General features: G+C 38.2%; 29 protein-coding genes. 16 read left to right on the top strand and 13 right to left on the bottom strand.

Going from position 1 to position 23,015, the window contains the following annotated elements; all coding sequences use genetic code 11:
- The first annotated feature begins 4 nt into the window (after positions 1-4).
- Together lepB and AC25Y1_RS15455 are read left to right on the top strand one after the other, a co-directional pair.
- The gene (gene lepB / locus AC25Y1_RS15450) at positions 5-532 is read left to right on the top strand and encodes a signal peptidase I (protein WP_488148893.1); all 528 of its coding nucleotides are present in this window, start codon (positions 5-7) and stop codon (positions 530-532) included.
- A 21-nt stretch (positions 533-553) separates the two neighbouring features.
- On the top strand, positions 554-787 hold the full coding sequence (locus AC25Y1_RS15455) for a hypothetical protein (RefSeq protein WP_488148894.1): 234 nt from the start codon (positions 554-556) through the stop codon (positions 785-787).
- A 91-nt stretch (positions 788-878) separates the two neighbouring features.
- On the opposite strand, the gene AC25Y1_RS15460 is transcribed toward AC25Y1_RS15455, so the two are convergent.
- Positions 879-1,028, bottom strand: a complete 150-nt coding sequence (locus AC25Y1_RS15460) for a hypothetical protein (RefSeq protein WP_488148895.1) — start codon at positions 1,026-1,028, stop codon at positions 879-881.
- 365 nt (positions 1,029-1,393) lie between these two features.
- Entirely contained in the window at positions 1,394-1,849 is a 456-nt protein-coding gene (locus tag AC25Y1_RS15465) for a flavodoxin domain-containing protein (protein WP_488148896.1), read from the bottom strand.
- A 168-nt stretch (positions 1,850-2,017) separates the two neighbouring features.
- On the opposite strand from AC25Y1_RS15465, the gene AC25Y1_RS15470 reads away from it, so the two are divergent.
- From AC25Y1_RS15470 to AC25Y1_RS15490, 5 genes are all read left to right on the top strand, one after another.
- Positions 2,018-4,177, top strand: a complete 2,160-nt coding sequence (locus AC25Y1_RS15470) for an ATP-dependent helicase (RefSeq protein ID WP_488148897.1) — start codon at positions 2,018-2,020, stop codon at positions 4,175-4,177.
- Entirely contained in the window at positions 4,174-4,551 is a 378-nt protein-coding gene (locus AC25Y1_RS15475) for a fluoride efflux transporter FluC (RefSeq protein WP_488148898.1), read from the top strand. Before AC25Y1_RS15470 ends, AC25Y1_RS15475 begins: the two co-directional genes overlap by 4 nt.
- On the top strand, positions 4,548-4,910 hold the full coding sequence (gene crcB, locus AC25Y1_RS15480) for a fluoride efflux transporter CrcB (RefSeq protein WP_488148899.1): 363 nt from the start codon (positions 4,548-4,550) through the stop codon (positions 4,908-4,910). The genes AC25Y1_RS15475 and crcB overlap by 4 nt, the downstream gene beginning before the upstream one ends.
- A 35-nt stretch (positions 4,911-4,945) precedes the next feature.
- Positions 4,946-5,650: a ZIP family metal transporter gene (locus AC25Y1_RS15485; RefSeq protein ID WP_488148900.1), complete on the top strand. Its 705-nt coding sequence runs from the start codon at positions 4,946-4,948 to the stop codon at positions 5,648-5,650.
- A gap of 126 nt (positions 5,651-5,776) precedes the next feature.
- Positions 5,777-6,349: a thermonuclease family protein gene (locus tag AC25Y1_RS15490; RefSeq protein WP_488148901.1), complete on the top strand. Its 573-nt coding sequence runs from the start codon at positions 5,777-5,779 to the stop codon at positions 6,347-6,349.
- A gap of 16 nt (positions 6,350-6,365) precedes the next feature.
- Here AC25Y1_RS15490 and AC25Y1_RS15495 read toward each other — a convergent pair whose 3' ends face one another.
- Positions 6,366-6,860, bottom strand: coding sequence for a hypothetical protein (locus AC25Y1_RS15495; protein WP_488148902.1), 495 nt, complete (start codon positions 6,858-6,860; stop codon positions 6,366-6,368).
- Positions 6,861-7,016: 156 nt separating this feature from the next.
- Here AC25Y1_RS15495 and hutG point away from each other — a divergent pair, with 156 nt between their 5' ends.
- The 6 genes from hutG (at position 7,017) to AC25Y1_RS15525 (ending at position 11,411) form a co-directional block, all read left to right on the top strand.
- Positions 7,017-7,928: a formimidoylglutamase gene (gene hutG / locus AC25Y1_RS15500; RefSeq protein ID WP_488148903.1), complete on the top strand. Its 912-nt coding sequence runs from the start codon at positions 7,017-7,019 to the stop codon at positions 7,926-7,928.
- Positions 7,929-8,051: 123 nt separating this feature from the next.
- Entirely contained in the window at positions 8,052-8,534 is a 483-nt protein-coding gene (locus tag AC25Y1_RS15505; RefSeq protein WP_488148904.1) for an RrF2 family transcriptional regulator, read from the top strand.
- A 21-nt stretch (positions 8,535-8,555) separates the two neighbouring features.
- Positions 8,556-9,503 carry an LLM class oxidoreductase gene (locus tag AC25Y1_RS15510; RefSeq protein WP_488148905.1) on the top strand — a complete coding sequence of 316 codons (948 nt, stop codon included), beginning with the start codon at positions 8,556-8,558 and terminating at the stop codon, positions 9,501-9,503.
- A 15-nt stretch (positions 9,504-9,518) separates the two neighbouring features.
- Positions 9,519-9,743, top strand: a complete 225-nt coding sequence (locus AC25Y1_RS15515; RefSeq protein ID WP_488148906.1) for a DUF896 domain-containing protein — start codon at positions 9,519-9,521, stop codon at positions 9,741-9,743.
- A complete protein-coding gene (locus AC25Y1_RS15520) occupies positions 9,744-10,736 on the top strand; it encodes an LLM class flavin-dependent oxidoreductase (RefSeq protein ID WP_488148907.1) in 993 nt (330 codons plus the stop codon). It begins immediately after the preceding gene.
- A gap of 27 nt (positions 10,737-10,763) precedes the next feature.
- Complete coding sequence (locus tag AC25Y1_RS15525; RefSeq protein WP_488148908.1) at positions 10,764-11,411, top strand: SDR family oxidoreductase; 648 nt, start codon at positions 10,764-10,766, stop codon at positions 11,409-11,411.
- A 45-nt stretch (positions 11,412-11,456) separates the two neighbouring features.
- Here AC25Y1_RS15525 and AC25Y1_RS15530 read toward each other — a convergent pair whose 3' ends face one another.
- From AC25Y1_RS15530 to AC25Y1_RS15540, 3 genes are all read right to left on the bottom strand, one after another.
- Positions 11,457-11,732 (bottom strand): hypothetical protein, encoded by a 276-nt coding sequence (locus tag AC25Y1_RS15530; RefSeq protein WP_488148909.1) that lies wholly within the window; start codon positions 11,730-11,732, stop codon positions 11,457-11,459.
- Positions 11,733-11,823: 91 nt separating this feature from the next.
- The gene (locus tag AC25Y1_RS15535) at positions 11,824-12,354 is read right to left on the bottom strand and encodes an isoprenylcysteine carboxyl methyltransferase family protein (protein WP_488148910.1); all 531 of its coding nucleotides are present in this window, start codon (positions 12,352-12,354) and stop codon (positions 11,824-11,826) included.
- A gap of 12 nt (positions 12,355-12,366) precedes the next feature.
- Positions 12,367-13,446, bottom strand: a complete 1,080-nt coding sequence (locus AC25Y1_RS15540) for a type III polyketide synthase (RefSeq protein ID WP_488148911.1) — start codon at positions 13,444-13,446, stop codon at positions 12,367-12,369.
- Positions 13,447-13,644: 198 nt separating this feature from the next.
- Here AC25Y1_RS15540 and AC25Y1_RS15545 point away from each other — a divergent pair, with 198 nt between their 5' ends.
- On the top strand, positions 13,645-14,649 hold the full coding sequence (locus AC25Y1_RS15545; RefSeq protein WP_488148912.1) for an LLM class flavin-dependent oxidoreductase: 1,005 nt from the start codon (positions 13,645-13,647) through the stop codon (positions 14,647-14,649).
- A gap of 55 nt (positions 14,650-14,704) precedes the next feature.
- Here the strand turns inward: AC25Y1_RS15545 and AC25Y1_RS15550 are convergent, their stop codons facing one another.
- Positions 14,705-15,043 (bottom strand): DUF3889 domain-containing protein, encoded by a 339-nt coding sequence (locus AC25Y1_RS15550; protein ID WP_488148913.1) that lies wholly within the window; start codon positions 15,041-15,043, stop codon positions 14,705-14,707.
- 92 nt (positions 15,044-15,135) lie between these two features.
- Here AC25Y1_RS15550 and AC25Y1_RS15555 point away from each other — a divergent pair, with 92 nt between their 5' ends.
- Positions 15,136-15,435, top strand: coding sequence for a cupin domain-containing protein (locus AC25Y1_RS15555; protein ID WP_488148914.1), 300 nt, complete (start codon positions 15,136-15,138; stop codon positions 15,433-15,435).
- Positions 15,436-15,753: 318 nt separating this feature from the next.
- On the opposite strand, the gene AC25Y1_RS15560 is transcribed toward AC25Y1_RS15555, so the two are convergent.
- Together AC25Y1_RS15560 and AC25Y1_RS15565 are read right to left on the bottom strand one after the other, a co-directional pair.
- Entirely contained in the window at positions 15,754-18,315 is a 2,562-nt protein-coding gene (locus tag AC25Y1_RS15560; RefSeq protein ID WP_488148915.1) for an FtsX-like permease family protein, read from the bottom strand.
- 97 nt (positions 18,316-18,412) lie between these two features.
- A complete protein-coding gene (locus AC25Y1_RS15565) occupies positions 18,413-18,778 on the bottom strand; it encodes a hypothetical protein (protein WP_488148916.1) in 366 nt (121 codons plus the stop codon).
- A 150-nt stretch (positions 18,779-18,928) separates the two neighbouring features.
- Between AC25Y1_RS15565 and AC25Y1_RS15570 the strand changes: the two genes are divergently transcribed.
- Positions 18,929-19,603 (top strand): ABC transporter ATP-binding protein, encoded by a 675-nt coding sequence (locus AC25Y1_RS15570; protein ID WP_488148917.1) that lies wholly within the window; start codon positions 18,929-18,931, stop codon positions 19,601-19,603.
- Positions 19,604-19,970: 367 nt separating this feature from the next.
- On the opposite strand, the gene AC25Y1_RS15575 is transcribed toward AC25Y1_RS15570, so the two are convergent.
- The 4 genes from AC25Y1_RS15575 to AC25Y1_RS15590 form a co-directional block, all read right to left on the bottom strand.
- Positions 19,971-20,414, bottom strand: coding sequence for a hypothetical protein (locus AC25Y1_RS15575; protein WP_488148918.1), 444 nt, complete (start codon positions 20,412-20,414; stop codon positions 19,971-19,973).
- 48 nt (positions 20,415-20,462) lie between these two features.
- Positions 20,463-20,618: a hypothetical protein gene (locus AC25Y1_RS15580; RefSeq protein WP_488148919.1), complete on the bottom strand. Its 156-nt coding sequence runs from the start codon at positions 20,616-20,618 to the stop codon at positions 20,463-20,465.
- A 543-nt stretch (positions 20,619-21,161) separates the two neighbouring features.
- Complete coding sequence (locus AC25Y1_RS15585; RefSeq protein ID WP_488148920.1) at positions 21,162-21,614, bottom strand: YaiI/YqxD family protein; 453 nt, start codon at positions 21,612-21,614, stop codon at positions 21,162-21,164.
- A 66-nt stretch (positions 21,615-21,680) separates the two neighbouring features.
- Positions 21,681-22,952, bottom strand: a complete 1,272-nt coding sequence (locus AC25Y1_RS15590) for a M28 family peptidase (protein WP_488148921.1) — start codon at positions 22,950-22,952, stop codon at positions 21,681-21,683.
- Between the last annotated feature and the right edge of the window lie 63 nt (positions 22,953-23,015).

A 23,015-nucleotide genomic window follows, 5' to 3' on the forward strand; every position in this document is an offset into this window, starting at 1 on the left:
TAAAATGAGTGAGGCGGGCAAAAAAGAATTATTCTCATGGGTGAAGTCGGCGGCAATTGCACTGATCCTAGTTATTCTGATCCGGCAATTTCTTTTTACGCCTGTGATTGTATCGGGAGAATCCATGGAACCGACCTTTGAAAACGACAACATGATTGTTATATCAAAAATTCATTCGATTGATCGTTTTGATATGGTTGTGTTTCATTCACCGTATGTGGATGATAATTTGATCAAAAGAGTGATTGGACTGCCTGGTGACCATGTTGTCATGGATAATGATCATTTATATATAAATGATCAAAAACACTCGGAAGATTATCTTGCAGTGCTCAAAGAGGAGATTTACATGGGCGAAAGATTGACAGGGGATTTTGATGTCATTGTTCCTGATGGGAAATTATTTGTCCTCGGTGACAATCGCCGATTTAGTAGAGATAGTCGAGAACTCGGTTTCATTGATGAAGAATTTATCATTGGAAAAGTAGCTTTTCGATTTTATCCTTTGAAAGAAATAGGGATTCCAAAATAATTGGTTATTCATTTTGATTGATTGGGCATACTTTGGGTAGCTGTCATTATTGAAGGAGTGAATATATTGCCGAATAAGAGAAATAAACCTCAGCCTAAAGATCAATTAGATGTATTGAAAAATACAAAAATGAAGGGCGAAGAATTTTCTCGCGAAGAACGAATGACCAATGAAGTGGCTTCTACGGAGTATATCGGTGGGGGAAAAAAACGAGGTTCGTTAAAAAACGACAAACTAGAATCTGGTGGGTTTTAAGTGGAAATCGCCTATTGCATAGATGATATGCAATAGGCGATTTTTGAATTTAAAAAAGAACAAGCTAGGGGGAGCTTGTTCTTTTGGGCAATCAAAACATAGGGAAAATGTATTTTACTAAGAACCATAGGAAACCGAAAAAGATAATGATATAGGCCGCATATTTGATGAAAGTTGCGCCGACAAAACTATTGTCAGTTTTTTCTTCTCTCTTTACTTCGATATTCTTTTTTTCTTCCATGTAAAACATCTCCTCAATGTCTACTACTATTTTTATACCCCTTTCCTCAATTATATAAACAATGGATTTCTCATGTTATGAAATGTAAAAGTAAGGATTGGAAGAAGTTGTCGTGTTACCGAAAGAAAGAATGCCATCAACAACTGGTGCCGCCTCGATATACAGGTATTAATAACAAATAATGGTTGGATTCTCAGGTAAGTGGGAATTCGACTTTTTTATACTGAGGATATCCGTAGATTTGAGGTATATATCCGTACATTTACGATGTATATTCGAAGAAATACATACTATATCAGCACATTAGCAACATATATCCTCAAAACAGGACTTTCAACCTACCTCCGAACACCGAAACACCTCTTTTACCTTTGTAAAGCATCGGCAAATTGTTGTCCTAATTTCTGAATCGATTCTAAATCATCCTCTTCTTCAGGATAAAGCTCTACTTTCACTGTATGCTCGAGTACAGTGGCGTTGGTCGTTCTGAATTGCTCTTGAAATAAATTCACAGCATTGCAAAAGAAGGAATAGGACCGATCGCCAGACCCAAAAACACCAACGATTTTATCGGTTAAATCAACATCATCCAAATCGTCATGAAAATCTTCAATCTCATAAGGCAAATTGCCGTCATCATAGGTGTAGGTTCCCACAAGAATACCGTCGAAATCCTGGAGCTCACTAACCTCTATATTTTCATAACCAATGTCCTTCGTCGTTATATTGAAGTCCCCGTTATCCAACTGCGTTTTTAATATATAGGCGATTTGTTCTGTATTTCCCGTTAGGCTCGTATGCAGAATCAGTATTTTTTTCATCACAACCACTCCTCTTTGAAAGGGTTCCTTTCAGTTAGTATAGGTAGAAATGTGCATACAATCCTTGATGCACATCAAGAAAGAAAAATATTGTCGTGCAGGACGTCTCTACATTCTACTTAAGTATGGTAAATTAGAGGTATCGTAAGTTGAAGGAGTTACTTATTCATGACTGATTTTTTTGAACGAAAAAAGAGTGAACTTGGCATCGAACTAAATGACATACAAAAGAAAGCCGTGTTGCAAACAGAAGGTCCAACACTACTCTTGGCATGTCCTGGTTCAGGAAAAACAACGACCATTATTATGCGCATCGGGTATTTAATTGAAGAGAAAAATGTGGATCCAAAACGTATAAAAGCGATCACCTTTAGTCGCGCATCTGCGGCGGATATGACGGAGCGATTTGCGCGTTTTTTCCCGCATAGTAAGCGCGTCGATTTTTCAACAATACATAGCCTTGCGTTACAAATTACGCGACGTTATTTAGATAAGCAGAAATTGACGTATGAACTAATTGAAGGCGGCGGCAGGGAAGTACGTGCTGTTAATAAATTATTTTTACTGAAGAATATTTACAAAGAAGTGCTGAAAGAGGATTGTACAGATGATCAATTTTCATCACTTTCTACATATATTAGTTACTTGAAAAATCGTATGATTCCAATCGCCAAATGGAGCGAGTTAAAGGGACCTGTTGAAAAAGCAGGGGTTATTGCGCAGAAGTATGAAAAATTTAAAGCGAAACAACCTGGGCATTTATTCCTCGATTTTGACGATATGCTAGTCCAAGCGGAAGAAGCACTTCGTCTTGACGATGAACTTGCAGCACAATTTCGTGAAAAATATGATTACGTATTAACAGATGAAAGCCAGGATACCTCGCTCGTACAGCATCAGATTGTTGAACATCTTGTCGCACATCACGGGAATCTCTGTGTCGTGGCGGACGATGATCAATCGATCTATACATGGCGCGGGGCTGACCCTGATTATTTACTGGCTTTTAAAAAAGTCTATCCGGATGCAAACGTCTTAATGATGGAACGAAATTATCGTTCCACGAAAGAAATCGTGGAAATGTCTGCGAAGTTTATCAAACGAAATAAGAATCGCTATCCGAAAGAAATGCATACTGAAAATCCATCAGCAAAGCCAATTGCCGTGAAGCAACTGGATGATCCGAAACGACAACTCGAATATGTAACGTACGAATTATTAGGTGAAAAAGACTTGAGTGATGTCGCGATACTATTTCGAAATAATTCCTCGTCAACCATGTTTGTAAGTGAATTACATCGCAGGGGGATTCCGTTTTATATGAAAGATGCGGATGATCGATTTTTTTCACATTGGATTGTGGAAGATATATTGAACTTCATGCGTTTAAGTTTTAACAATGAACGAAAAGACATTTTTGCAAAAATTATCATGAAAATGAATATCTATGTTTCACGGAGTATGGTGACGAAATTTGAAAATAGCAAAACCACTGGGAATGTGTTTGATGCTTTTATTCGCAGTGTGGATTTGAAGAATAATCAAATAAAAAAGCTTAATGATTATAAAAAGGGTTATGAAGTCATTTCAGATATGCGTCCGATGCGTGTTATTCAACTCATTCGAAACGACCTAGGATACGAGGCAGCTTTAAAAAGTAGAGCAAAGAAATTTGGTTTCCGATTTGATAATCTCCTGAGTATTCTTGATACGCTCGAAGGAATTGCAGCGCCGCTTCGAACGATGGTGGAATTCGCAAACCAATTAAAAGAACTGGAAACAGCTGTTCAAAATGCCAAGTTCAACCCAGCTGAAAATGCTGTGACGCTATCGACATTCCACAGTTCTAAGGGGCTTGAATTTAGACGTGTATTTATGATCGACCTGGTTAAGGGCGTGATTCCGTCGGAGGATGATGAAGGCAGCGATGCTACGATGGAAGAGGCGAGAAGGCTTTTTTACGTCGGCATGACCCGGGCAAAAGAACGACTTGAACTGTTAACTTACCGAGAGGATAATGGGAAATCCGAAGAAGATTCGCGGTTTTTGTATGAAGTTCGAAGATTGTTAGTACAACCAAAAGATTTGGTGGAGAATCCCAAATCCGTTCAACTGCCGAATAATTTTAAAGTGCCAGTGAACCCGAACGGCATTCAATTAAGTCAGGAACTTGCAGTTGGAATGAGTGTGAAACACCGCGTGTTTGGCCGCGGAGAAATAAATGACCTGCAAGATCAGGAAGTTTCAATCCAGTTTCCGAAAATGGAAAAACGCTTTGATCTTGAGACAATTTTGTCGCTCGGACTTCTTGAAAAGGTAGAGGGATGAGAACGTATATATGGATTGGACTCGCAGGAGCAGTCGGTGCATTACTCCGAACTGGGATTGGCGAAATACTTCCGCATGAAAGTGGATTTCCGGTCGCTACGTTTATGGTGAATATAATAGGCACGTTTTTATTATGCTTTTTAGTTACAGGGATAGTACAGAAAATTAGCGCAGCTAAACCAATTCAAGATGCGATCACTACGGGTTTTCTAGGTTCATTCACGACATTTTCAGCGTTGAGTATGGAGACGGTCTTGTTGGTTGAAAATGGCGAGCTAGTGATAGCTGTTCTCTATGTTAGCGTAAGTTTTGCTGGAGGCCTCGCTGCTGGTTTGTTCGGATTTCATATGGGTCAGAAGAAGGTGGCGGTATGAGCTTTCTAGAGATGCTGATGGTTGGCTTAGGCGGATTTCTAGGTGCAGTCACTCGATATTTCATTGGCACAAAGCTGAATGAATCGAGGCGTTTACCTTCTGGTACATTGCTTGTAAACTTGGCAGGTTCTTTACTGATTGGGATTGTTTTTGGTTTTGAGTTGTCGCGAATATGGACGCTGTTTTTGGCTTCTGGTTTGGCGGGGGCATTGACGACGTTCTCGACGTTAAACAAGGAGATTATCGAGTTATGGCGTAGTGGTAAAAGCACAAAAGCAGTGTTGTATATTCTTTTAACATTTTTCGGTGGGATTCTTTTAGCGATGCTTGGTTATTTATTCACATTGTCGTACGTATAAATGATACTAGCGTCATTTAGCCGAAGGATGATAATTTGAATGAAACATGGGTAATTGTTTTCCTTGCCACTTTTTTAGGTGTGGGAATAGGTGGTATCCTAGCGTATGTGTTTAACAGGTTTAAGAAAAGTAGGGGCACTATTTATGCGGTATGTACGGGGTTAATCCTAGGATTAATAAGTTTTGAAATTGCGCCGGTCGCTTTAGCGTTTGGGAATTGGATCATGTTAGCGTTTGGATTTCTAATGGGCGTCTTGTTGTTTAACGTTGTCCATTCTGTACTCACAAGATATTTACACAAGCATGCTCACTTAAAAAGTGGATTGATACTTGCGTTGATCATCTCGATTCATAATTTTCCAATCGGGGTGATGCTGGGTGCTAGTGAACAGTTGACTATCAATAATGTTTTATTGCAAACGATGATTTTGCATACAATCCCTGAAGGTATGATTTTATTTACGTTATTATTTCTCGCGCGATTTCGTTTTCTACCCGTTGTGCTCCTTTCGTTGCTACTTGCTGTTCCGGTGGCATTAGGAGCGATATTTGGCGAGATGATTGGAATGGAAAATTCATTAGTATGGGCATTCCTTTTAAGTTTAACAGTAGGAACAATTTATATGGTGACAGTGAAAGAAATTTTGCCGGAAGCCGTAAAGTATTCCTCGAATCGCTCTAGTTTATTGGTGGCAGTTGTTACTTTTTTCTTATTAGGCGCATATCTATTTTATATTTAATAAGTCATTTAGGCCTTATCAAGTGTTTGATGAGGGCTAAATGGCTTTTCGTGTTCAATCTTATGTTAATCTAGTAGTCAAACTGATAATATGGAAGAAACGATGAGAGATTTGAGGATGACGATTATGACGACGAATAAACGACGACCAGGTAAGAAAAACTGGAAAGGAAAGTCAGGCTTAACGACAATCATTGCAGTTATTGTAGCTGGGCTATATATGTATTTTTCTGTTGATGAAGAGCCTGCTATAGACAGGACTGGTTTTATCCCCGTGGAGTTGGTGAGAACCATTGATGGGGACACGATAAAAGTAATTTATAACGGCAAAGAACAAAATCTGCGTTATTTATTAATAGATACACCTGAATTAAATCACAAACAGCAAGGTAAACAGCCGTTCGCGGAAGAAGCGACAAAACGGAATGATGAACTGTTAAAGAGTGGCAAGCTGGAGATTGAATTTGATATTGGGGAACGTGAGGACAAATATGGACGACTGCTTGCGTATGTCTATATTGACGGGAAAAGCGTCCAACAGAAACTCGTGGAAGAAGGGTTAGCACGTGTTGCTTATATTTATCCGCCGAACACAAAACACCTTGATCCCTTTAAAGAAGCGGAGAAGAAAGCACAGCAAGCTGGAATTGGCATTTGGTCGATTGAAGATTATGTGACGAATCGTGGGTTTAGTAATTAAAAGTTCTTAAAAGTTCTTATAACTTTGTACGCTTATTTTGCCATAAAGAACCCCTAATAAGGACGATTATTAATGGCATAATAATGAGATAAACTCCAATTATAACAAAATAAGATAGTGGTCCATGATAATCTGCTAAATTATATCGCTCTGTTATAGGTGGAAGGAATTTGTAAATAGTAAAATTAGAATTACGATAAGCTTCTACAATAAACCAAGAAGAAATAACAAAAACAATGCTATAGACTAGAGATATTAGTAAGGCATTTTTGATTAGATCATCTGGGTATTTTTTATTAATATATTTAGCAACCATTATTGAAAAAATGAAACCCAAGACGATAATTATATATTGATAGTAAATAATTACATCCATATAAGGGATACCACCCCAAGAATGTAGTCTAACATCTAGAACATAAAAAAAAATCAAAAACAAAGCTAGAGATGCAAGGAAAGAAATAATTGTAAAAGATAATCCCATTACTAAACCGGTCAAAGATTTTTCCAAGAGTATTCCTCCTCTCTGTACTAGCGCTCCATAGTTTTTATTAATTCAATCGTAATTATTTGAATTATCTAACTTAACTGTAGTGTGAATTCGTCTTAAAATCAAGTTGGTTTATTTACTTAGGTTTATCAAATTGTCATGCTAGGGGGGATTTACATGAAGAAAACACCATCATTTAATTGGACTGGTAGAACGGATCATGAAACCGATTGGACCCAGTTTCGGTATCACCAAATTATTGGTGAAGAAGCTGACTGTGTGTTGATTGGTTTTGAATGTGATGAAGGGGTAAGGCGCAACAATGGGCGTGTTGGGGCGGCCGAAGCACCGAATGCATTACGGGCGGCGCTTTCGAATATGGCTTGGCGACTTCCTAAAAGTAAACAACTGGCTGACGCGGGAAATGTTGTCTGCGATGGGGAACAGTTAGAAGAGGCGCAACAGGAACTTGGTTTGGTTGTGAAGTCTCATTTGGACGCGCGTAGAACGCCAATTATTCTCGGCGGTGGACATGAAACGTTATATGGCCATTATCTGGGTGCTCGTGATTTCCTAGGAAAGGATAAGAAGTTGGGCATCATTAATATTGATGCGCATTTCGATATGAGGCCGTATGATGAGCAGCCTTCTTCGGGTACAATGTTTCAGCAAATACTAGAGAATGATGCAAATGCGGGTTATCTCGTTTTGGGAATACAACGTTATGGAAATACGGAGAGTTTATTCCAAAAGGCGGATGCACTTGGTTGTGACTATATTTGTGAAGATGAACTCACGGATGAGAAGATGAAAGCGGCAGTCGATGCCTTTACCGAAAATCATGATGCCATTATTTTAACGCTCTGTATGGATGTCATAGAAGCGAGCGCGGCACCTGGTGTGAGCGCACCGTCTCCGTTTGGACTGGACCCAAAAGTCGTACGGTCAATCATTCGAAAAGTAACCTCAAATTCCAAAACGCTTTCTTTTGATATAGCCGAAGTCAATCCTTCGCTCGATTCTGATGGTAGAACTGTAAAATTAGGGGCAGCTTTGGTGAATGAAGCAATTATGGCTTTTCATAAATGAACTTAAAAATGCCTATGCGATAAATTTATTGCATAGGCATTTTTATGTACTTTAAGTAGTTAATACGTTATATTTTTATAACGTGGATAATCGTTATCTATATTAGTAATCGAGGTGAATGAATTGAGAATGAAAACAGGTGTGGAGCAAGCAGTCTATGCCATTCTTCTACTAAATATGTTGCCTGAAAAAGCTGTATTACCGGGGGAAGCAATTAGTCAACAGCTAGGGACTTCTCCTTCATACTCTCAGAAATTAATGAGGAGATTAGTAAGTGCGGATTTGATCGCGTCTGTTCCCGGGGTAAAAGGTGGCTTCAAATTAAAAAAGAAACCCGAGGAAATTCGGGTATATGATATTTATCTAGCAATCGAAGGGCATCAATCACTTTATTCCCCAAGTGGAATTCTCGATGATATGCTCGATTTGGAAGAAGAGGATCACTGTTGCTTATTAACAGACTTAATGGATGAAGCAGAAGATGCTTGGAAAACCGTGTTAAAGCGTCAGACGATTGCCTCGTTAACAGATGAAGTTCGAGCAGAACGGTTTCAGGAACAAGTGGCTATATTAGAGGAATTAATAAATGAAAAAATGGTTTTATAATCAATTTAGTGAGGGATTCTGGTGGAAAAATTTCAATCACATCGTGGTTTTACACGTACTTTTAAAGAAAATAGTTTGACGCTAGGGCTCTATTTCCCATTAGAAGCGTATTCGGGAAGCTTTCCTAAGATGGATTTATCGGAACAAATGGCACTCGCTAAGAAGGCAGAGGCGTTAGGATTTGCTTCTTTGTTTGTGAGAGACGCCCCGCTTTATGATCCGAATTTCGGTGATGTCGGATTTCTTTATGACTCGCTGATGTTTTTAACCTATGCGGCTGCACATACTGAAAAAATTGCGCTTGGCACTGCAAGTATCGTTACAACGTTACGTCATCCACTTCATTTGGCGAAAGCTGCGGCGACGCTAGATAGCTTATCAGGTCAACGTTTCTTATTTGGTGCGGCGACAGGAGACCGGCCGATTGAATTTCCTGCATTTAAAGTAGATCCAAATGATAAAGAAGCATTATTTAGGGAATCGATAGAAGTGATGAGAAAAGTGTGGCAGGAATCATTCCCCAAGATTCAAACTGAACAAGTTGAATTGACAGTGGGGGATGTTGTGCCCAAGCCAAAACAAGATGGAATCCCAATTTTCGGAACGGGTTATTCGGGGCAAACGCTTGACTGGTTAGCGAAACATACGGATGGTTGGTTATTTTACGCGCAAGGTGTGAATGAACAACGTGAACTTATTAAAAGTTGGCACGAAGCAGCAGGTGGATTTAAACCATTTACGCAACCCATCGCACTCGACTTATCATCAAATCCAAATGAGGCACCGAAGCCTATCACCGGAGGATTCAGAGCGGGTTATAAATTCATCATCGATTATTTGTATGCCTATCAAGACGCTGGGGTTAATCATGTGCAATTGGCGTTGAAATCTGGAAGACGCCCTGCAGATGAAGTCATTCAAGAACTAGGGGAATTTGTAGTTCCATATTTCCCATCCATTACAAAGTAGAAAGCAGTGAATGCAATGATCAAGGAATTAGAACGTATCAATCAATTGGCAAAAAAGCAGCGTGAAGAAGGATTGACGAATGCTGAAATCGTTGAGCAGACAGTACTCCGCGAAGATTATTTACGTCAAATACGGGGGCAAGTGCTCGATACTTTTTCTGGATTAAAAGTGATCGATCCATTAGGAAATGACGTAACACCAGATAAAGTACGTGAATTTAAAAAGGGGGAAGTTGAATAAATGAAACTAAGTGTATTAGACCAAGCACCCATCACGACAGGAAACACAGCGGCAGGTGCTTTGAAAAAAGCCGAGGAATTGGCCGTTTTAGCAGATGAATTAGGGTACACAAGAATGTGGATGGCTGAGCATCACGGAACAAATACTTTTGCGAGTTCAGCGCCAGAAGTGACGGCTGCTCATTTAGCAGCAAAAACGAAAAATCTTCGGATTGGAACGGGCGGCGTCATGATGATGCATTATTCACCGTTGAAATTAGCTGAAGTATTTAAAACACTTAGCGCATTTTCACCAGGTCGAATTGACTTCGGTGTGGGACGCGCACCAGGTGGCGATAATTTCTCCATCTACGCATTATCTGAAGGACGTCAACCGATGACCAGCAATATGTACGAGAAATTCGAACTCGCGATGCAATTAATAAACGATGAAGTTCCAGAAAATAATTTGTACAATAAAACCATCGCGACACCGTCCCAGATTGTGTTGCCGGAAGCTTGGCTATTAGGTTCGACTGGGAATAGTGCCATTCAAGCAGGGCGTATGGGGGTCGGTTATTCATTTGCAGAGTTTTTCATGGGCGGCATGACAACAGAAATTTTGGATGCTTACAGAAAGAACTTTGAACCAACTGTGTTTATGGAAAAACCAGAAATTAAAGTAACGTATATGGTAACAACAGCCGAAACGAATGAAGAAGCTGAGTACGAGGCAATGCCGCAAGATATTTGGCGTCTATTATTTACGAAAGGCCGTATCGGGCAACTTATGTCACCTGAAGAGGCTGCAAACTTTCCATTAACTGAATTGGACCGCATGACAATTCAAGAAAATCGTAATATCCACATCGTCGGCTCAGCCAAAGAAGTGGCAACTAAATTACAAGAAGAGCAAACGCAGTATGGATTTGATGAGGCAATGATCTGCAGTATCCCTCATTCACAGGAGAAACGTTTAGAAGTTTATCGTTTGTTGGCACGTGAATTGTTTTAACTTTATATATAAAGGGGATGAAACAAAATGAAGGTATTAGTAGTCGGAGCAAATGGTCAAATTGGAAAACAACTCGTCAATTTATTGCACGAAAGTGATGATTATACTGTTAGAGCGATGGTTAGAAGTGAAGAACAAGTTGAAAGTTTTAGCAAGCTCGGCGTGGAAGCAAAATTAGCCGATTTAGAAGGCAGTGTCGAGAACATTGCTGATGCGGCAAAAGGTTGCGATGCAATTGTTTTCGCAGCAGGGTCTGGCGGTCATACAGGTGCAGATAAAACAATGCTTATCGATTTGGACGGCGCTGCGAAAACGATAGAAGCGGCAGAAGAAGTTGGAATCGATCGCTATATTATGGTGAGTGCGATTCGAGCAGACGATCGAGCAAGTTGGGGTGAAGGGACGCCGAGTTATTATATGACGGCTAAACACCATGCAGATAAAATACTAAAACAAAGCAGTCTAAACTATACGATTATCCGTCCCGGTGGTCTTGTGAATGAACCAGGTACGGGGAAAATTACAGCTGCTGAAAATGTTGCGATGGGTTCGATCCCACGTGAGGATGTAGCAAAAACAATCTTTGCATCAATATCAGATACGAATACCTTTAAACGTTCGTTTGATCTTGTATCCGGTGAAACTGAAATTGCGGATGCAGTGAAAAACTTATAAAAAATATCCCTGTCATTTGGATTAACTCCGAATGATGGGGATTTTTTAAGCTTTTATTTCTAGCAGTTTATTTAGCTGTTCCCAAAATAGACTTACAATACCAATCAGGAAAAGTACAATTGATAAATAAAATAGAAGAGATAATTCCATACTTACCATCCCTTCATCTGGAACTGATTTACCCAGTATGGCATACCAAAACTTGGATGATCCTGACCAACCACTCATGGTAGAACTAAAAATAGCACCAGAAATTAATATGGAAGAAAGTAACATTGTCCCACATATTGAAAAAACGGCCCCCACAATAAATTTATTCATAAAGATCTCCCCCTTATTGTCTAATTATTATACTATTTTTAAAAGGGAATATGTGGTTATTTTTTGTTATTGATGAAATTTTTAATATCTATTATTTCACCTGAAATTCCTCTTTATAATTCGTAACCACTTTTAACGCTTTCTCCTCAATAGGAATCCGAACCGAAAGCATCCATAAATTTAATACCGAGAAAACGATCGCTGTAAAGTACGCACTGAACATCAACGGAAGAATAAGCAATTCCGTCGCGACAATCACATAATTTGGATGACGAATAAATTGATAAGGACCTTTTCTCACAACCTCTGCACCGGGTAAAATAATAATTTTCGTATTCCAAAACTTGCCCAGAGAAGTTAAACACCAAATGCGGGCTATTTGTGCGATCAAGAATAAAGTAAGTAAAGGAATCCAAAGTGATGAAAGAGACCTTTCTATTACTAGTACTTCTAGAATTAGGGAAATGAAAAAAGCCATATGCATAGATACCATGATCGGATAGTGTCCAGCTCCTGCTTCAAATGCACCTTGACTTCGCATCCATTTTTCATTTCTTTTCGCAATGATCAGTTCAACAAGTCGTTGAATAATGACAATGGTAATGATGATGTAAAATAGCATCCTAACATCCACCTACTCCCATTTCAGTAAAAGCAGTTCCCCGCAAAAACCAGGTCCGAGTGCAGCCATTAATCCATAGTCACCAGCATCTGGTTTGTTCTCCATGAATCGTTCGAGTACATAAAGAATTGTAGGTGAGGACATATTACCATTCTCGCGTAAAATATCTCTCGAAATATCCGTCATTGAAGAATTGAATCCAAGTGCTGCCTCATAAGATTCCAATACTTTTTTACCGCCAGGATGCGCGACAAAATGAGTAATCTCGTCTTTCGTTAATTCATTTACATTAAGAAATTCATGGACGAACGGCCCCAACCATTTTGTAATAATGCTAGGAATACTTTTAGAGAACACAACATGGAGACCGCTATTCTTCACATCCCAGCCCATGACATCTTCTGAATGGGGCATGAACTTTGAAGAAGTTGAAATGATTTTTGGTGTCGGTTGATTTGCCTTGATATTCGAGTAATCTCCCGCAACTAATGCACAGGCCACACCATCTGAAAATAACGATGCTCCAACAAGATTGCTTTTCGAATAGTCGTCTTTTTGAAACGTCAAACTGCATAATTCTACGGATAAAACGAGTACATTCGCAGTGGGGTAGGCAAGACAATATTCATAGGCTCTACTAATTCCTGCAGCACCCCCCGCACAACCAAGTCCCCAGATTGGAACGCGCTTCGTATCATCACGGAAGGGAAGTAGATTCATAATCCGTGCCTCTATACTAGGTGTAGAAATTCCGCTACTGGAAATGAAGAAAATCGCATCAATTTCTGATGCGTGTAGAGGGCGATTAAGCGTGTTACCTCCTTGTAGACAGGATTCAACAGCTTGCACACCAAAATCGACCGCATGTTTTATATAAAGCGCATTACGTTCTTCAAAGTCATGTTCCTTTTCAAACCAATCAAGCGGCATACAAATATTTCGCGTCTCGATATCTCCATTATCAAAAACTTTTAAGAGTCTTTCAATATTGGCAAACCGTTCACTGAACAATGCTTTTGTTAACGCTGCAGCTTGATGTTGTTGAATTTCATGAGGTGGTTTACATGTACTGACAGAAAGAATTTTAGGCATAGGTCCCTCCGAAGATAATTATTTTATGGTTATCATCTTTTGTACTTGCTATGCGAACGCAACGTTCTGTCTCGAGAATACAATGTTTTGCCTTCCGAACGTAGCGTTCTTCATTCTCGACACCCATACAGAGGCATGTCTAATGATGAAACGATTTACTTCCTGTAAAATATAATTAAGAGGTTAGGGGAGATATAAATGACACTTAAATTAAGCATATTAGATCAGTCGCCGATTTCAGAAGGAAGTACGGCGATGGAATCATTAACATATACAGCGGAACTAGCAAAAAAAGCGGAAGCATGGGGATATACACGTTTCTGGGTATCCGAACATCATGATTCGCCGACGCTCGCGGGTTCATCCCGGGAAATATTAATGGCTCATTTAGCTACGGTTACTTCCTCGATTCGTATCGGATCAGGCGGTGTGATGCTGCCACATTATTCGGCTTTTAAAGTAGCTGAAAACTTCAAACTCTTGGAGGCTTTGTTCCCCGGTAGAATCGATGCAGGTGTGGGTCGTGCACCTGGGGGAATGCCGCGTGCGACTTATGCGTTGAACAATGGGGAATACAGAGACGTCCACAAGTTTCCAGAGCAAATAGATGATTTATGCATGTATTTGAACGATACGATGCCAGCAGAACATCCATATTTCGGTTTGAAAGCAACCCCAATGACAGCATCAATCTCGCCAGTATGGCTATTGGGATCCAGTCCGAGTTCAGCAACATTAGCTGCTGAGAAAGGCTTGCCTTATATGTTTGCTAAATTTATTAACGGCGAAGATGGGCCGTCGTCAGCCAAACAATACCGGGAAAAGTTTCAACGATCAGAAACGCTGCAACAAGCAAAACAAGCAGTTGCCGTTTTCACTTTATGCGCTGAAACAGAAGAAGAAGCCGAGCGAATTGCTTCTTCACTCGACCTTTCGCTAATTCTTTCTGCACAAGGTATTCCCTCAAAAGGAACACCTAAACCGGAAAGTGCGCAAGTTTATCCGTATACAGACTATGAAAAACCGCATGTCCAAGAAAACCGAAAACGAATGATTATCGGTACACCCAAAAAAGTGCGTGCCCAAATAGAACAGTTAGCTGAGGAATTTGGTGCGGATGAAGTGATGTTGGTTACGATTGCTTATGACTTTGAAGACAAACTCAAGTCTTACGAATTAATTGCAAAAGAGATGTTGAAATAGTGTTCTTTGAGTATATGTAAAGGCCAAATCAACTATGAGTGGGGTAAATTGAATTTCACCTTAATGTTTCTTGAAATTCAATCTTAACAACTTGTTCAGTCGCGGTGTTATACTCGATGCGTACAAAAACACCGAATTCACCTTCATCATGTTTTAACCATAGCTTAAACTTTTGAATCGTTGAATCTCCTCTAGACTCGCTGCCTTCGTGTAGATAGTCAATAATATTCGCATCGGGGTATTTAGACTTTGTCACTTTTAAAGCAAGTTGTCCCCATTTCGCATAGGCTGGTGTTTCCGATTCCTGAAGTAACTGGTCTGTCGCGTGAATCTGGATAGGTGTGGCATTCACAAGTGTGAAAATCCCGATTGCAATAAAAGCTTTACGCATCATATCACTCATCTCCTTTCAGGTAGGATGAGTCAATTAGTGAAAATCATTCAATGAATAAACCAGTAGATTTCTACTAAATTGGAGGACTGACAATGGATTTAATCCCAACACCGAATAAACTTGAAGAAAAAGCAAAACATATTATGAAGCTTCAAACGTTAGGAAATGCGAATATCGTTAATATTCAACTGAAAAAAGGAGAAACAATCGCTGAACATGATTCGAGTAAAGATGTCATCATTGTTGTTCGTAGTGGCTCAGTCATTTTTGATGTTGAAGGAACAGAAACCATCGTGAAACCAGACAATATATTGTACATGAAACCATTCGAAAAACATAGCCTACTTGCAACTGAAGACACAGATATTTTGGTATTTCAAATCACGCCATGAAAAAAAAGCCTGTTATAAATCTAACGGGTTCGGTTGATGGGGAGAAAAGTGCATTTAACATCGTAAACAACAACTTAATCAGCATATATTTCAACAGTGAAATAGCTATATAAAAAAAACAAGTAAAAACGCTCAGATTTGAGCGTTTTTTTGGCGAAATATTTTACTATCCTTATTGAACTAAAGCACCCGTTAGTGGAATAAGGACTAATAGCATAGCTCGTAAAATGAGGATATATCTTTAAATCCACGCTTTATGAGCAGTCTCTGCAAATTGAAAGAATTAATATTTTTCATATGTTTTTTACTCTAAACAACCTACCATTTTTTGTATAATTGTATTCTTAAGTTTAATGCAGCTATTACTATGACAAGTCCAAAATTTCCAACCGTCGAAAGAATAATCAGAAGGAAAACGGATTGGCTAACATTGAAAAAGATTGTAAACAAAATCAAGCTTAATCCACTACCCATTGTTATCGCAACAAATGACCAGACCGATATTTCCTTCATAAACAAATTAAAAATATGCTTGTGTTTCCAGCCAATTATCTTGAACATTGAGATTTCTTTATCCCTAGTCATCAGTAATGAATTTATACTTTCTATTAAGGTGAAAATGGTTAATAAGTAAATACTGATGAGGATTAATATCTGCATGCTACTAGTTTGAACGTTGACGTATTCTCCTAATATCGTAATTCTTGTTCTATCTGCCGTTTCGGTCAGTGATAAATAAGCAAAAGAAGATATTGTACTTACAATAATTAACTGTATAAATGGCGATTGAATGTATGTTTTGTAAAATTTAATTCCTTTCCAAAATAACGGTTCTATTCTTTCTTTTTTCGCCAAATTCCTCCTTTTAACAACGGAAGGTGATTTCATCACTTTATTTGTAAAACTTATAAACGTCATAATAAATAGTGTAAACACTCCCAATAAAACATTCCATATATACATGGTACTGTTTACACTACCTTGGAAGATCGTTAGTAGTAATATAGAAAAAATCCAACTTATAATTGTCAAAATTGCAATTTCACTGCGAAATAGTTTTAATATATCTTTTCTTTCCCAGCCGAGTAAATAATAAATACTAATCTCATTTTGTTTAGTCATCCGCCAAAAAATAATCCGGTTCAAAATGTACGTAATAGCAACAACCAAAAATGAAATTCCTAATATCAGATTAGTGATATTCCACTGTGTTACAATGGATCCTGCAGCCCCTAATGTTGTCCATGATTCTGAAACAAGTCCTAAATCTTCTACATGTAAATCAATCTTTTGAAGCGAACTACCTGCAATAATGTCGACTTGAAGACCCATGTTTCTAATTTCTTCAGCAATTTTATCGATTTTTTCTGCTGCTTCTTTTGTGTAACTCGTTATGCCAGAAACTTTTACCCGAATGGCATCAATTGGTGTTTCTCCTTTAATTAATGTAGATGAGGCTATATTTGTAACTCCATAGGCTGCAGGAGTAACAAAACTTCCTGGAACTGTTGTTGCTTGGACGACAATTTCTTCCCCATCTTCTTTTTTATATGTTACTGGTGCATATTGATAGATTCCAAGCGGGCTGGCAGCAAGAGTTTCTTCCCACTCCCCGGCATCAAACTCTCCGACAGGATCGATAATCATAATGAGATCATCCGTATCTTCTTCGATCGCCTTCTCATAAAAAGGTCCGACTTGTTCTATTTCCCGATACAAAGGGACACCAAACTCTTCACCAAGTTTTTTAATTGTTAATTGGCCATTTTCTTCTTTATATATCGGTTGACCTGCTCTATAATGCTTAATACTGTTTAATAGATCCAGTTCAGTATAAAATTCACCATCAGCTTCTAACTCTTCTATGCTTCCGTCGTTATGAATACGAACACCTTTTTCTTGATTGAAGGGATCGAGATAGGGATCAAAATTAACATGTAATGATTCTGAATGTTTAGCCGGGATTGTTGTCAGTTCTTGAAGTAGGTGTTTATATTCATCTGTACTTATTTCATTTAAAAAAGTAAAGTTACCTACTGCAGCATCATCTACTAATCCTAAACGATTTCTATATTTTTTCGTTTCTTGAGGTCCAATTCCTAACGTATCTATTGATCCACTTAAATATAATGAAATGGTCCCTTTTTTTGATTCGAGAACAGGAATTGGGGTAGCATTATTAAAGTTATTTAAATAGAGGTAAGCATGCCCTTGATTCAGTTGTTCCTCATCAATCCCATTAAAAACAATTCCTGTCAATTTTCCCTCTTCGATTGGATCAATACCTACCAACAAATGATACGTTGAAGGGAGTGGAAACTGGACTGTTGTAAAAGTACAATAATTTGACAAACTATTACTAGCTATAATGTCGAATTTATCTATAAAGGGGCGAATTGGTTTTTCTACTTCAAGCACGATACATAAGTATTCTTCACTGACTGAATATTCATTTATACCGTCTGATGTTTTGTATTCGCCTTTTACTCTTGTTGACTCCTCTGGAAAAGTAAACCCTATCGTATTTTTTATTCCTGAAAAATAGCCGAGAGAGGCAACTGGTGCAGCAATTTCAATATCATTTCTATTTTTTATCGACTCCCACTGTTCAACTGATATACCACCGTTACCAAAACCAATATAGTTTTCAGGAACAATTCCTCTTTCTTTTTCTAATTCACCTTTACTGTTTTCTGGACGAACTAATAGATCGTAACTCCCCCGACCATAATATGTAATATCAGACTCCACTCGTTGAGCAACAGATTGAAGGGAAACGAAAACAATCGGCGAAATTACAAAAATAAGAACAAATGCTAGTATATAAAATAAGCTTGAACCTTTTCTATGCGTAAGGTGGCGAAATAGAAGTTGCTTCATACACTTACACCTCAGACTTTTAATATATAGTTCTATAAAAATAAGCCATAAATTCTATTAGTAGAATAAAATTTATGACTTATTTCTCCTTATACCATTATGGCCTTGTTAAGTATTTATGAACCGTTGCAGAGGCGACATGAAGGTGACCGCCACTATCTTCAACTAATAGTTGAGGAGAATATTTTACATAAGTGCTGCTCGACCTATATTGATGACTATACGACATACTTGATTGTAGTGTTCTTGAATTAATTGTTTTTATCGACTGACTTGGATCTGGCCTAAAATAGACTACAAATGGGCCTGTACCTGACCACGAAAAGTTCCAATAAGCATATTGATCTTGTCCGTATATCGATTGTGATGAAGGCGAAATAGACGCTGCAGCTTCAGCCTTAAACTGTAAACCAAACGTTAAAGCAACTAAAACAATTAAGCTAGCTATTAATTTTTTTGTCATTATTGCTTCTCTCCTCCCTATACGCATTAACTTTATAATAGATTGATAAATGTAAATTGTCAAATTTATTTCTATTTTTTATAATATTTGCATATAAATTTGTGTTTTGTATAATATTCTTAAGTTATTAAATTTGTGGAGGGGATTTCATTGTATATTAATATGGAAAATTGTTCGGTAACATTTCAAGGATCTTCTCGTGTTCAGGCACTGAAAAATATTTCGTTTTCTTTTAATAAAAATGATTGGATAACTTTTCTCGGTCCATCAGGTTCAGGTAAAACTACGTTATTAAATGCTATTGGTGGTGTTCTATCCTTAACTGAAGGAAGGATTGTAGTAGACGGAAAGGAGATTGGTGCATTTAATCATGAGGAGCTTCAAGAATATCGAAGGACAAAGACTGGGTTCATTTACCAGGACTATAAATTGTTAGAACCATTTAATGTTTTAGAAAATGTTATGCTGCCGCAATGGCCTTATCAAAAAAGAAATATACTTGAACAAAAAGCAAAAGAAGTTATAGAAGATTTAAACATGAGTCATCGAATGTATGCATACCCCGCACAGCTTTCAGGTGGAGAAAAACAAAGAACCGCAATTGCTAGGGCGATGCTAAATCAGCCGGATATTTTACTATGCGACGAGCCAACAGGAAACTTAGATGAAGAAAACCGAGAAAATATTTTGCAAATATTAACGGAACTACATCAAAAAGGAATGACGATATTATTAGTAACCCATGATTTAGAAGTAGCAAAATGGGGAACAAGGGAAATTACGTTACGAGATGGTAAAATCATGGAGCCTGTGACCAAGGTTTAGACGGTTACCTGCATCTTTTTGTGCATAAAAATAAAAATGTCTACTTAGAAGACAAGCCAAATGGATAGAGTAGCCTAAAAACTATTGATTTAGATAAGTCCTTTATATAACAATGGTAATCTCATGAAGAAGGGAAGAGTCACTCATTTTAATAACAGTTTTGGGATCAATAACTTGTCAATAACTTATCTCTGATAAAAGCAAACCTTCATTACAGAATAGACTGTAAAAACAATCCCAAATTACTATAGTTGAATTTCCTTCTTCAAGTATCCTGTTTCGTTAGTTGAATATGATTAAGAAATAATGAAGATGAAGATTAATATTCAAATCAATAAGAGAAGGGGAATTTCATAATAAACGGTAATTATTCGTCTAAAAATTCTAAATGTAATAGATCATTTAGGTCACTTTGTAATTCATATATATACCATCCTGATTGGATAATATCACTTTTATTACGAGAGAAATATTTATATTCCACTTGTGGTTCAGTATCAAATATTACGCCTATATAATATGGATTCAGGTGTTGATAGCCTTCTTCACGATGAGGCACTGTCCTATATTCCCACGTTTCCCCAGGGTACTGTTCTTCCAAATGTATCTGTATATAACCTATTTTTTTTTCAATTTGCATATCTATCCAATATGGACGCACAAAATAAAAGATAACAAAGGACACCAAAAATAAAAGAGCCAATCCCTGAATAATTTTTCGCCATTTTCCTTTCAAAATAAAAGAAACTAATAGAATAACTAGTAAGATTCCGCCGACTATCATCAATTCAATTAATTCTACTGGATGCAATAAATCCCCCCCTTTTTGAATCAGTTAGTTCTTTAGTTTGTTCTTCAACTAACCTGCCCCGTTAGCCATCCATGCACCAAAAAACGCTGCACCACAGAGGATGAAAATTGTTTCAGAACGGGTATAGTTTTGTATGGCTGGCGAAGAAGGTCGATCAACTATGGTGCCATTGAGCCCATCCGTTAGTCTGACTCCAACGACCACGGTGCATCACAGACTGTCGCACTCTGTACGAGTAGCACTCATGGGAGATTAATCCTACTCTGGTTATTGCACCAGCCTGCCTTTATTCTAGGAAGAATGGAGTTGGTTCCTGATTTATCTTCCAACTCAATAAACACAATTTGAAGGCTCAGCCTTTTTTAAAAAAAGTTTTATCTGAGTCTCTTTTGTTGTGCGATTTTATAGATTTTGAGCGTTTTTTAATTTTCATGGGAGTTGAAGAACATTATTTCAAAATCTTTAATATATTTTAGCATAGATCTCTCATCTTCCTTCTATTTTTTTCTATCCAATATCCAATTAGCAAGCGTTTTAACAACGGAATTAACAAAGGCACATAAATTTATGCGCTGTTGCCAATTCCTGTGCCAATTGTGGTACCAATTCATCAAGATAAAGCATCTAAATGTTGATATAACAACAAAAACAGGGACACCAATTCATATGCGAATTGTGTCCCCAAACGCTGTGTATTTTTAATGTTTTCTCCCCGTCAACCGAACCCGTTACTATAAATCAGCAGGCTTAACTTATATCTGAAGATAATTCTTCACACAACTTTTTCATACTATGTTCGAATTTTACTGTATTCTCCTTCGATCGTTTTTTGGGCCCACGTAATCGCCCGCCGCCCATCCGGATTTTTTGTGCTGTATGTCGTGCATAAAGAAGCTGATCAATATTGTCATCTGTATAACGGCGACCGTTTTGATCAATCGGATGTCCTTGTTTCGCGAGTACCATGGCGGCTAACCCATAATCTTGTGTAACGACAATATCATTTTTTTTCACGCGGTTCACCAGGACGAAATCAACTGCATCCGCCCCTTTGGAAACAATGATCGTTTCCGCACCTTCACGATGCATTTCATGTGCTGTGTCGCAAATGAGGACACATGGAAATCCATATTGCGCGGCAATCTGTATGGTTTCATTCACCACTGGACAGCCATCTGCATCGATAAGAATTGCAGGCATAAACCCGCCTCCCTTATTCATTTCTACGTCTAGTATAGCAATAATAGACCATTTCGTGTGATAATTTTATTGGACATTAGATAATTTTAAAACGGAATTCATCACGAGATTTGCCACTTCTTCTAAACGCTCTTTACTAATACGTTTGATTGTATCTTGTTCTGAATGATACCATTCTTCTGGTGGAGAATAACTCACCAAAGCCGCATCGATTCCAACATGATGAAAAGGCGTATGGTCACTGCGATCCGTAAATTCAAGCGGGATATCTTTGATCGTCTTGACAGTTTCTGTTAGTTCGTTAGAAAATCCATCCACGGTAAACATGGTGAGCGTGCCGGCAGCCGCACTTCCGACCATGTCCATATTAAGCATGGCAGTCGTTCGTTTTATCTCCTTTTTAGTCATCTCGTCAACATATTTTTCTGAGCCAATTAACCCAAGTTCTTCAGCACCAAAGAATAGTATGCGAAGCTCTTTATTGGTTGAAAAACTTTCTAAAACGCGTGAAACTTCAAGAAGCACGGCAGTTCCACTAGCATTATCACTTGCACCAGGTGATGATTCAACAGAATCATAATGAGCGCCAATAATGACAATCTCAGCATCAGACGTTTGAGAAGGTTTTGTAGCGACAATATTTTGTGATTCAAGTTGCTCAATTTCAGCCCCCTCAATGACAATTGTTCCCCTAATCGATTCATTATCGCGCATCAAATTCCGTAAAGATTTTCCTTCATTGGTAGACAACGCGATAGTGGGGATGAAATTTTCATGGTGTTGACCAAGTGACCACCCCTCATGAGATAATCCTTCCTCGAAATTTATAATCATACCGATAGCACCTGCATTAGCTGCATTCAGGACCATTTCTTCAAAATAGATTTGGCTAATCGTGGCAACGGCAATTTTCCCTTTTACATCAATCTTTTCGTAATCAGATGTCAATCCATAATTAACATCGACTAATTCACCGGTTACGTTTCCTGAAATCGAATATTGTAGCGCTGCGGGTGAAAATGAATGAACAGAACCGTCAATTGTGAATTCGACCAGCCGTGGGAAAATATAAGAATTGAAATGGAAGGGCTGAGATTCCACAGAATAGCCGTAAGTCTCCAATTCATTGGCAATAAAATCCGCTGCATTTTTTTCAGTAGCCGTACCAGCAACACGAGGTTCTTTCGCTAATTCTTCAACGTTTGAATAGATTGTTTCTACGTTTATTTCTGTTTTATTGGATGAGGAACTTAGTTCTTCCTGTTCAGTAGGAGAGCAGGAAGAAGTTAGTAAACAAAGTACCAATACAATGTGAATATAAAGCACTTTTCGAAGCATACAACTCCTCCGTTCTAATTATGCAAATTATATAGGTAAAGCAAGATTAAATCACGTTTTATT

Source organism: Sporosarcina sp. Y1009 (assembly GCF_057669865.1).

What these genes read in the sequence shown, in the direction of transcription:
- lepB (WP_488148893.1), top strand. Translation starts at nt 5, where the DNA reads ATGAGTGAGGCGGGCAAAAAAGAATTATTCTCATGGGTGAAGTCGGCG.
- AC25Y1_RS15460 (WP_488148895.1), bottom strand. Translation starts at nt 1,028, where the DNA reads ATGGAAGAAAAAAAGAATATCGAAGTAAAGAGAGAAGAAAAAACTGAC.
- AC25Y1_RS15465 (WP_488148896.1), bottom strand. Translation starts at nt 1,849, where the DNA reads ATGAAAAAAATACTGATTCTGCATACGAGCCTAACGGGAAATACAGAA.
- AC25Y1_RS15470 (WP_488148897.1), top strand. Translation starts at nt 2,018, where the DNA reads ATGACTGATTTTTTTGAACGAAAAAAGAGTGAACTTGGCATCGAACTA.
- AC25Y1_RS15475 (WP_488148898.1), top strand. Translation starts at nt 4,174, where the DNA reads ATGAGAACGTATATATGGATTGGACTCGCAGGAGCAGTCGGTGCATTA.
- crcB (WP_488148899.1), top strand. Translation starts at nt 4,548, where the DNA reads ATGAGCTTTCTAGAGATGCTGATGGTTGGCTTAGGCGGATTTCTAGGT.
- AC25Y1_RS15490 (WP_488148901.1), top strand. Translation starts at nt 5,777, where the DNA reads ATGACGACGAATAAACGACGACCAGGTAAGAAAAACTGGAAAGGAAAG.
- hutG (WP_488148903.1), top strand. Translation starts at nt 7,017, where the DNA reads ATGAAGAAAACACCATCATTTAATTGGACTGGTAGAACGGATCATGAA.
- AC25Y1_RS15515 (WP_488148906.1), top strand. Translation starts at nt 9,519, where the DNA reads ATGATCAAGGAATTAGAACGTATCAATCAATTGGCAAAAAAGCAGCGT.
- AC25Y1_RS15520 (WP_488148907.1), top strand. Translation starts at nt 9,744, where the DNA reads ATGAAACTAAGTGTATTAGACCAAGCACCCATCACGACAGGAAACACA.
- AC25Y1_RS15525 (WP_488148908.1), top strand. Translation starts at nt 10,764, where the DNA reads ATGAAGGTATTAGTAGTCGGAGCAAATGGTCAAATTGGAAAACAACTC.
- AC25Y1_RS15530 (WP_488148909.1), bottom strand. Translation starts at nt 11,732, where the DNA reads ATGAATAAATTTATTGTGGGGGCCGTTTTTTCAATATGTGGGACAATG.
- AC25Y1_RS15535 (WP_488148910.1), bottom strand. Translation starts at nt 12,354, where the DNA reads ATGCTATTTTACATCATCATTACCATTGTCATTATTCAACGACTTGTT.
- AC25Y1_RS15540 (WP_488148911.1), bottom strand. Translation starts at nt 13,446, where the DNA reads ATGCCTAAAATTCTTTCTGTCAGTACATGTAAACCACCTCATGAAATT.
- AC25Y1_RS15545 (WP_488148912.1), top strand. Translation starts at nt 13,645, where the DNA reads ATGACACTTAAATTAAGCATATTAGATCAGTCGCCGATTTCAGAAGGA.
- AC25Y1_RS15550 (WP_488148913.1), bottom strand. Translation starts at nt 15,043, where the DNA reads ATGATGCGTAAAGCTTTTATTGCAATCGGGATTTTCACACTTGTGAAT.
- AC25Y1_RS15555 (WP_488148914.1), top strand. Translation starts at nt 15,136, where the DNA reads ATGGATTTAATCCCAACACCGAATAAACTTGAAGAAAAAGCAAAACAT.
- AC25Y1_RS15560 (WP_488148915.1), bottom strand. Translation starts at nt 18,315, where the DNA reads ATGAAGCAACTTCTATTTCGCCACCTTACGCATAGAAAAGGTTCAAGC.
- AC25Y1_RS15565 (WP_488148916.1), bottom strand. Translation starts at nt 18,778, where the DNA reads ATGACAAAAAAATTAATAGCTAGCTTAATTGTTTTAGTTGCTTTAACG.
- AC25Y1_RS15585 (WP_488148920.1), bottom strand. Translation starts at nt 21,614, where the DNA reads ATGCCTGCAATTCTTATCGATGCAGATGGCTGTCCAGTGGTGAATGAA.
- AC25Y1_RS15590 (WP_488148921.1), bottom strand. Translation starts at nt 22,952, where the DNA reads ATGCTTCGAAAAGTGCTTTATATTCACATTGTATTGGTACTTTGTTTA.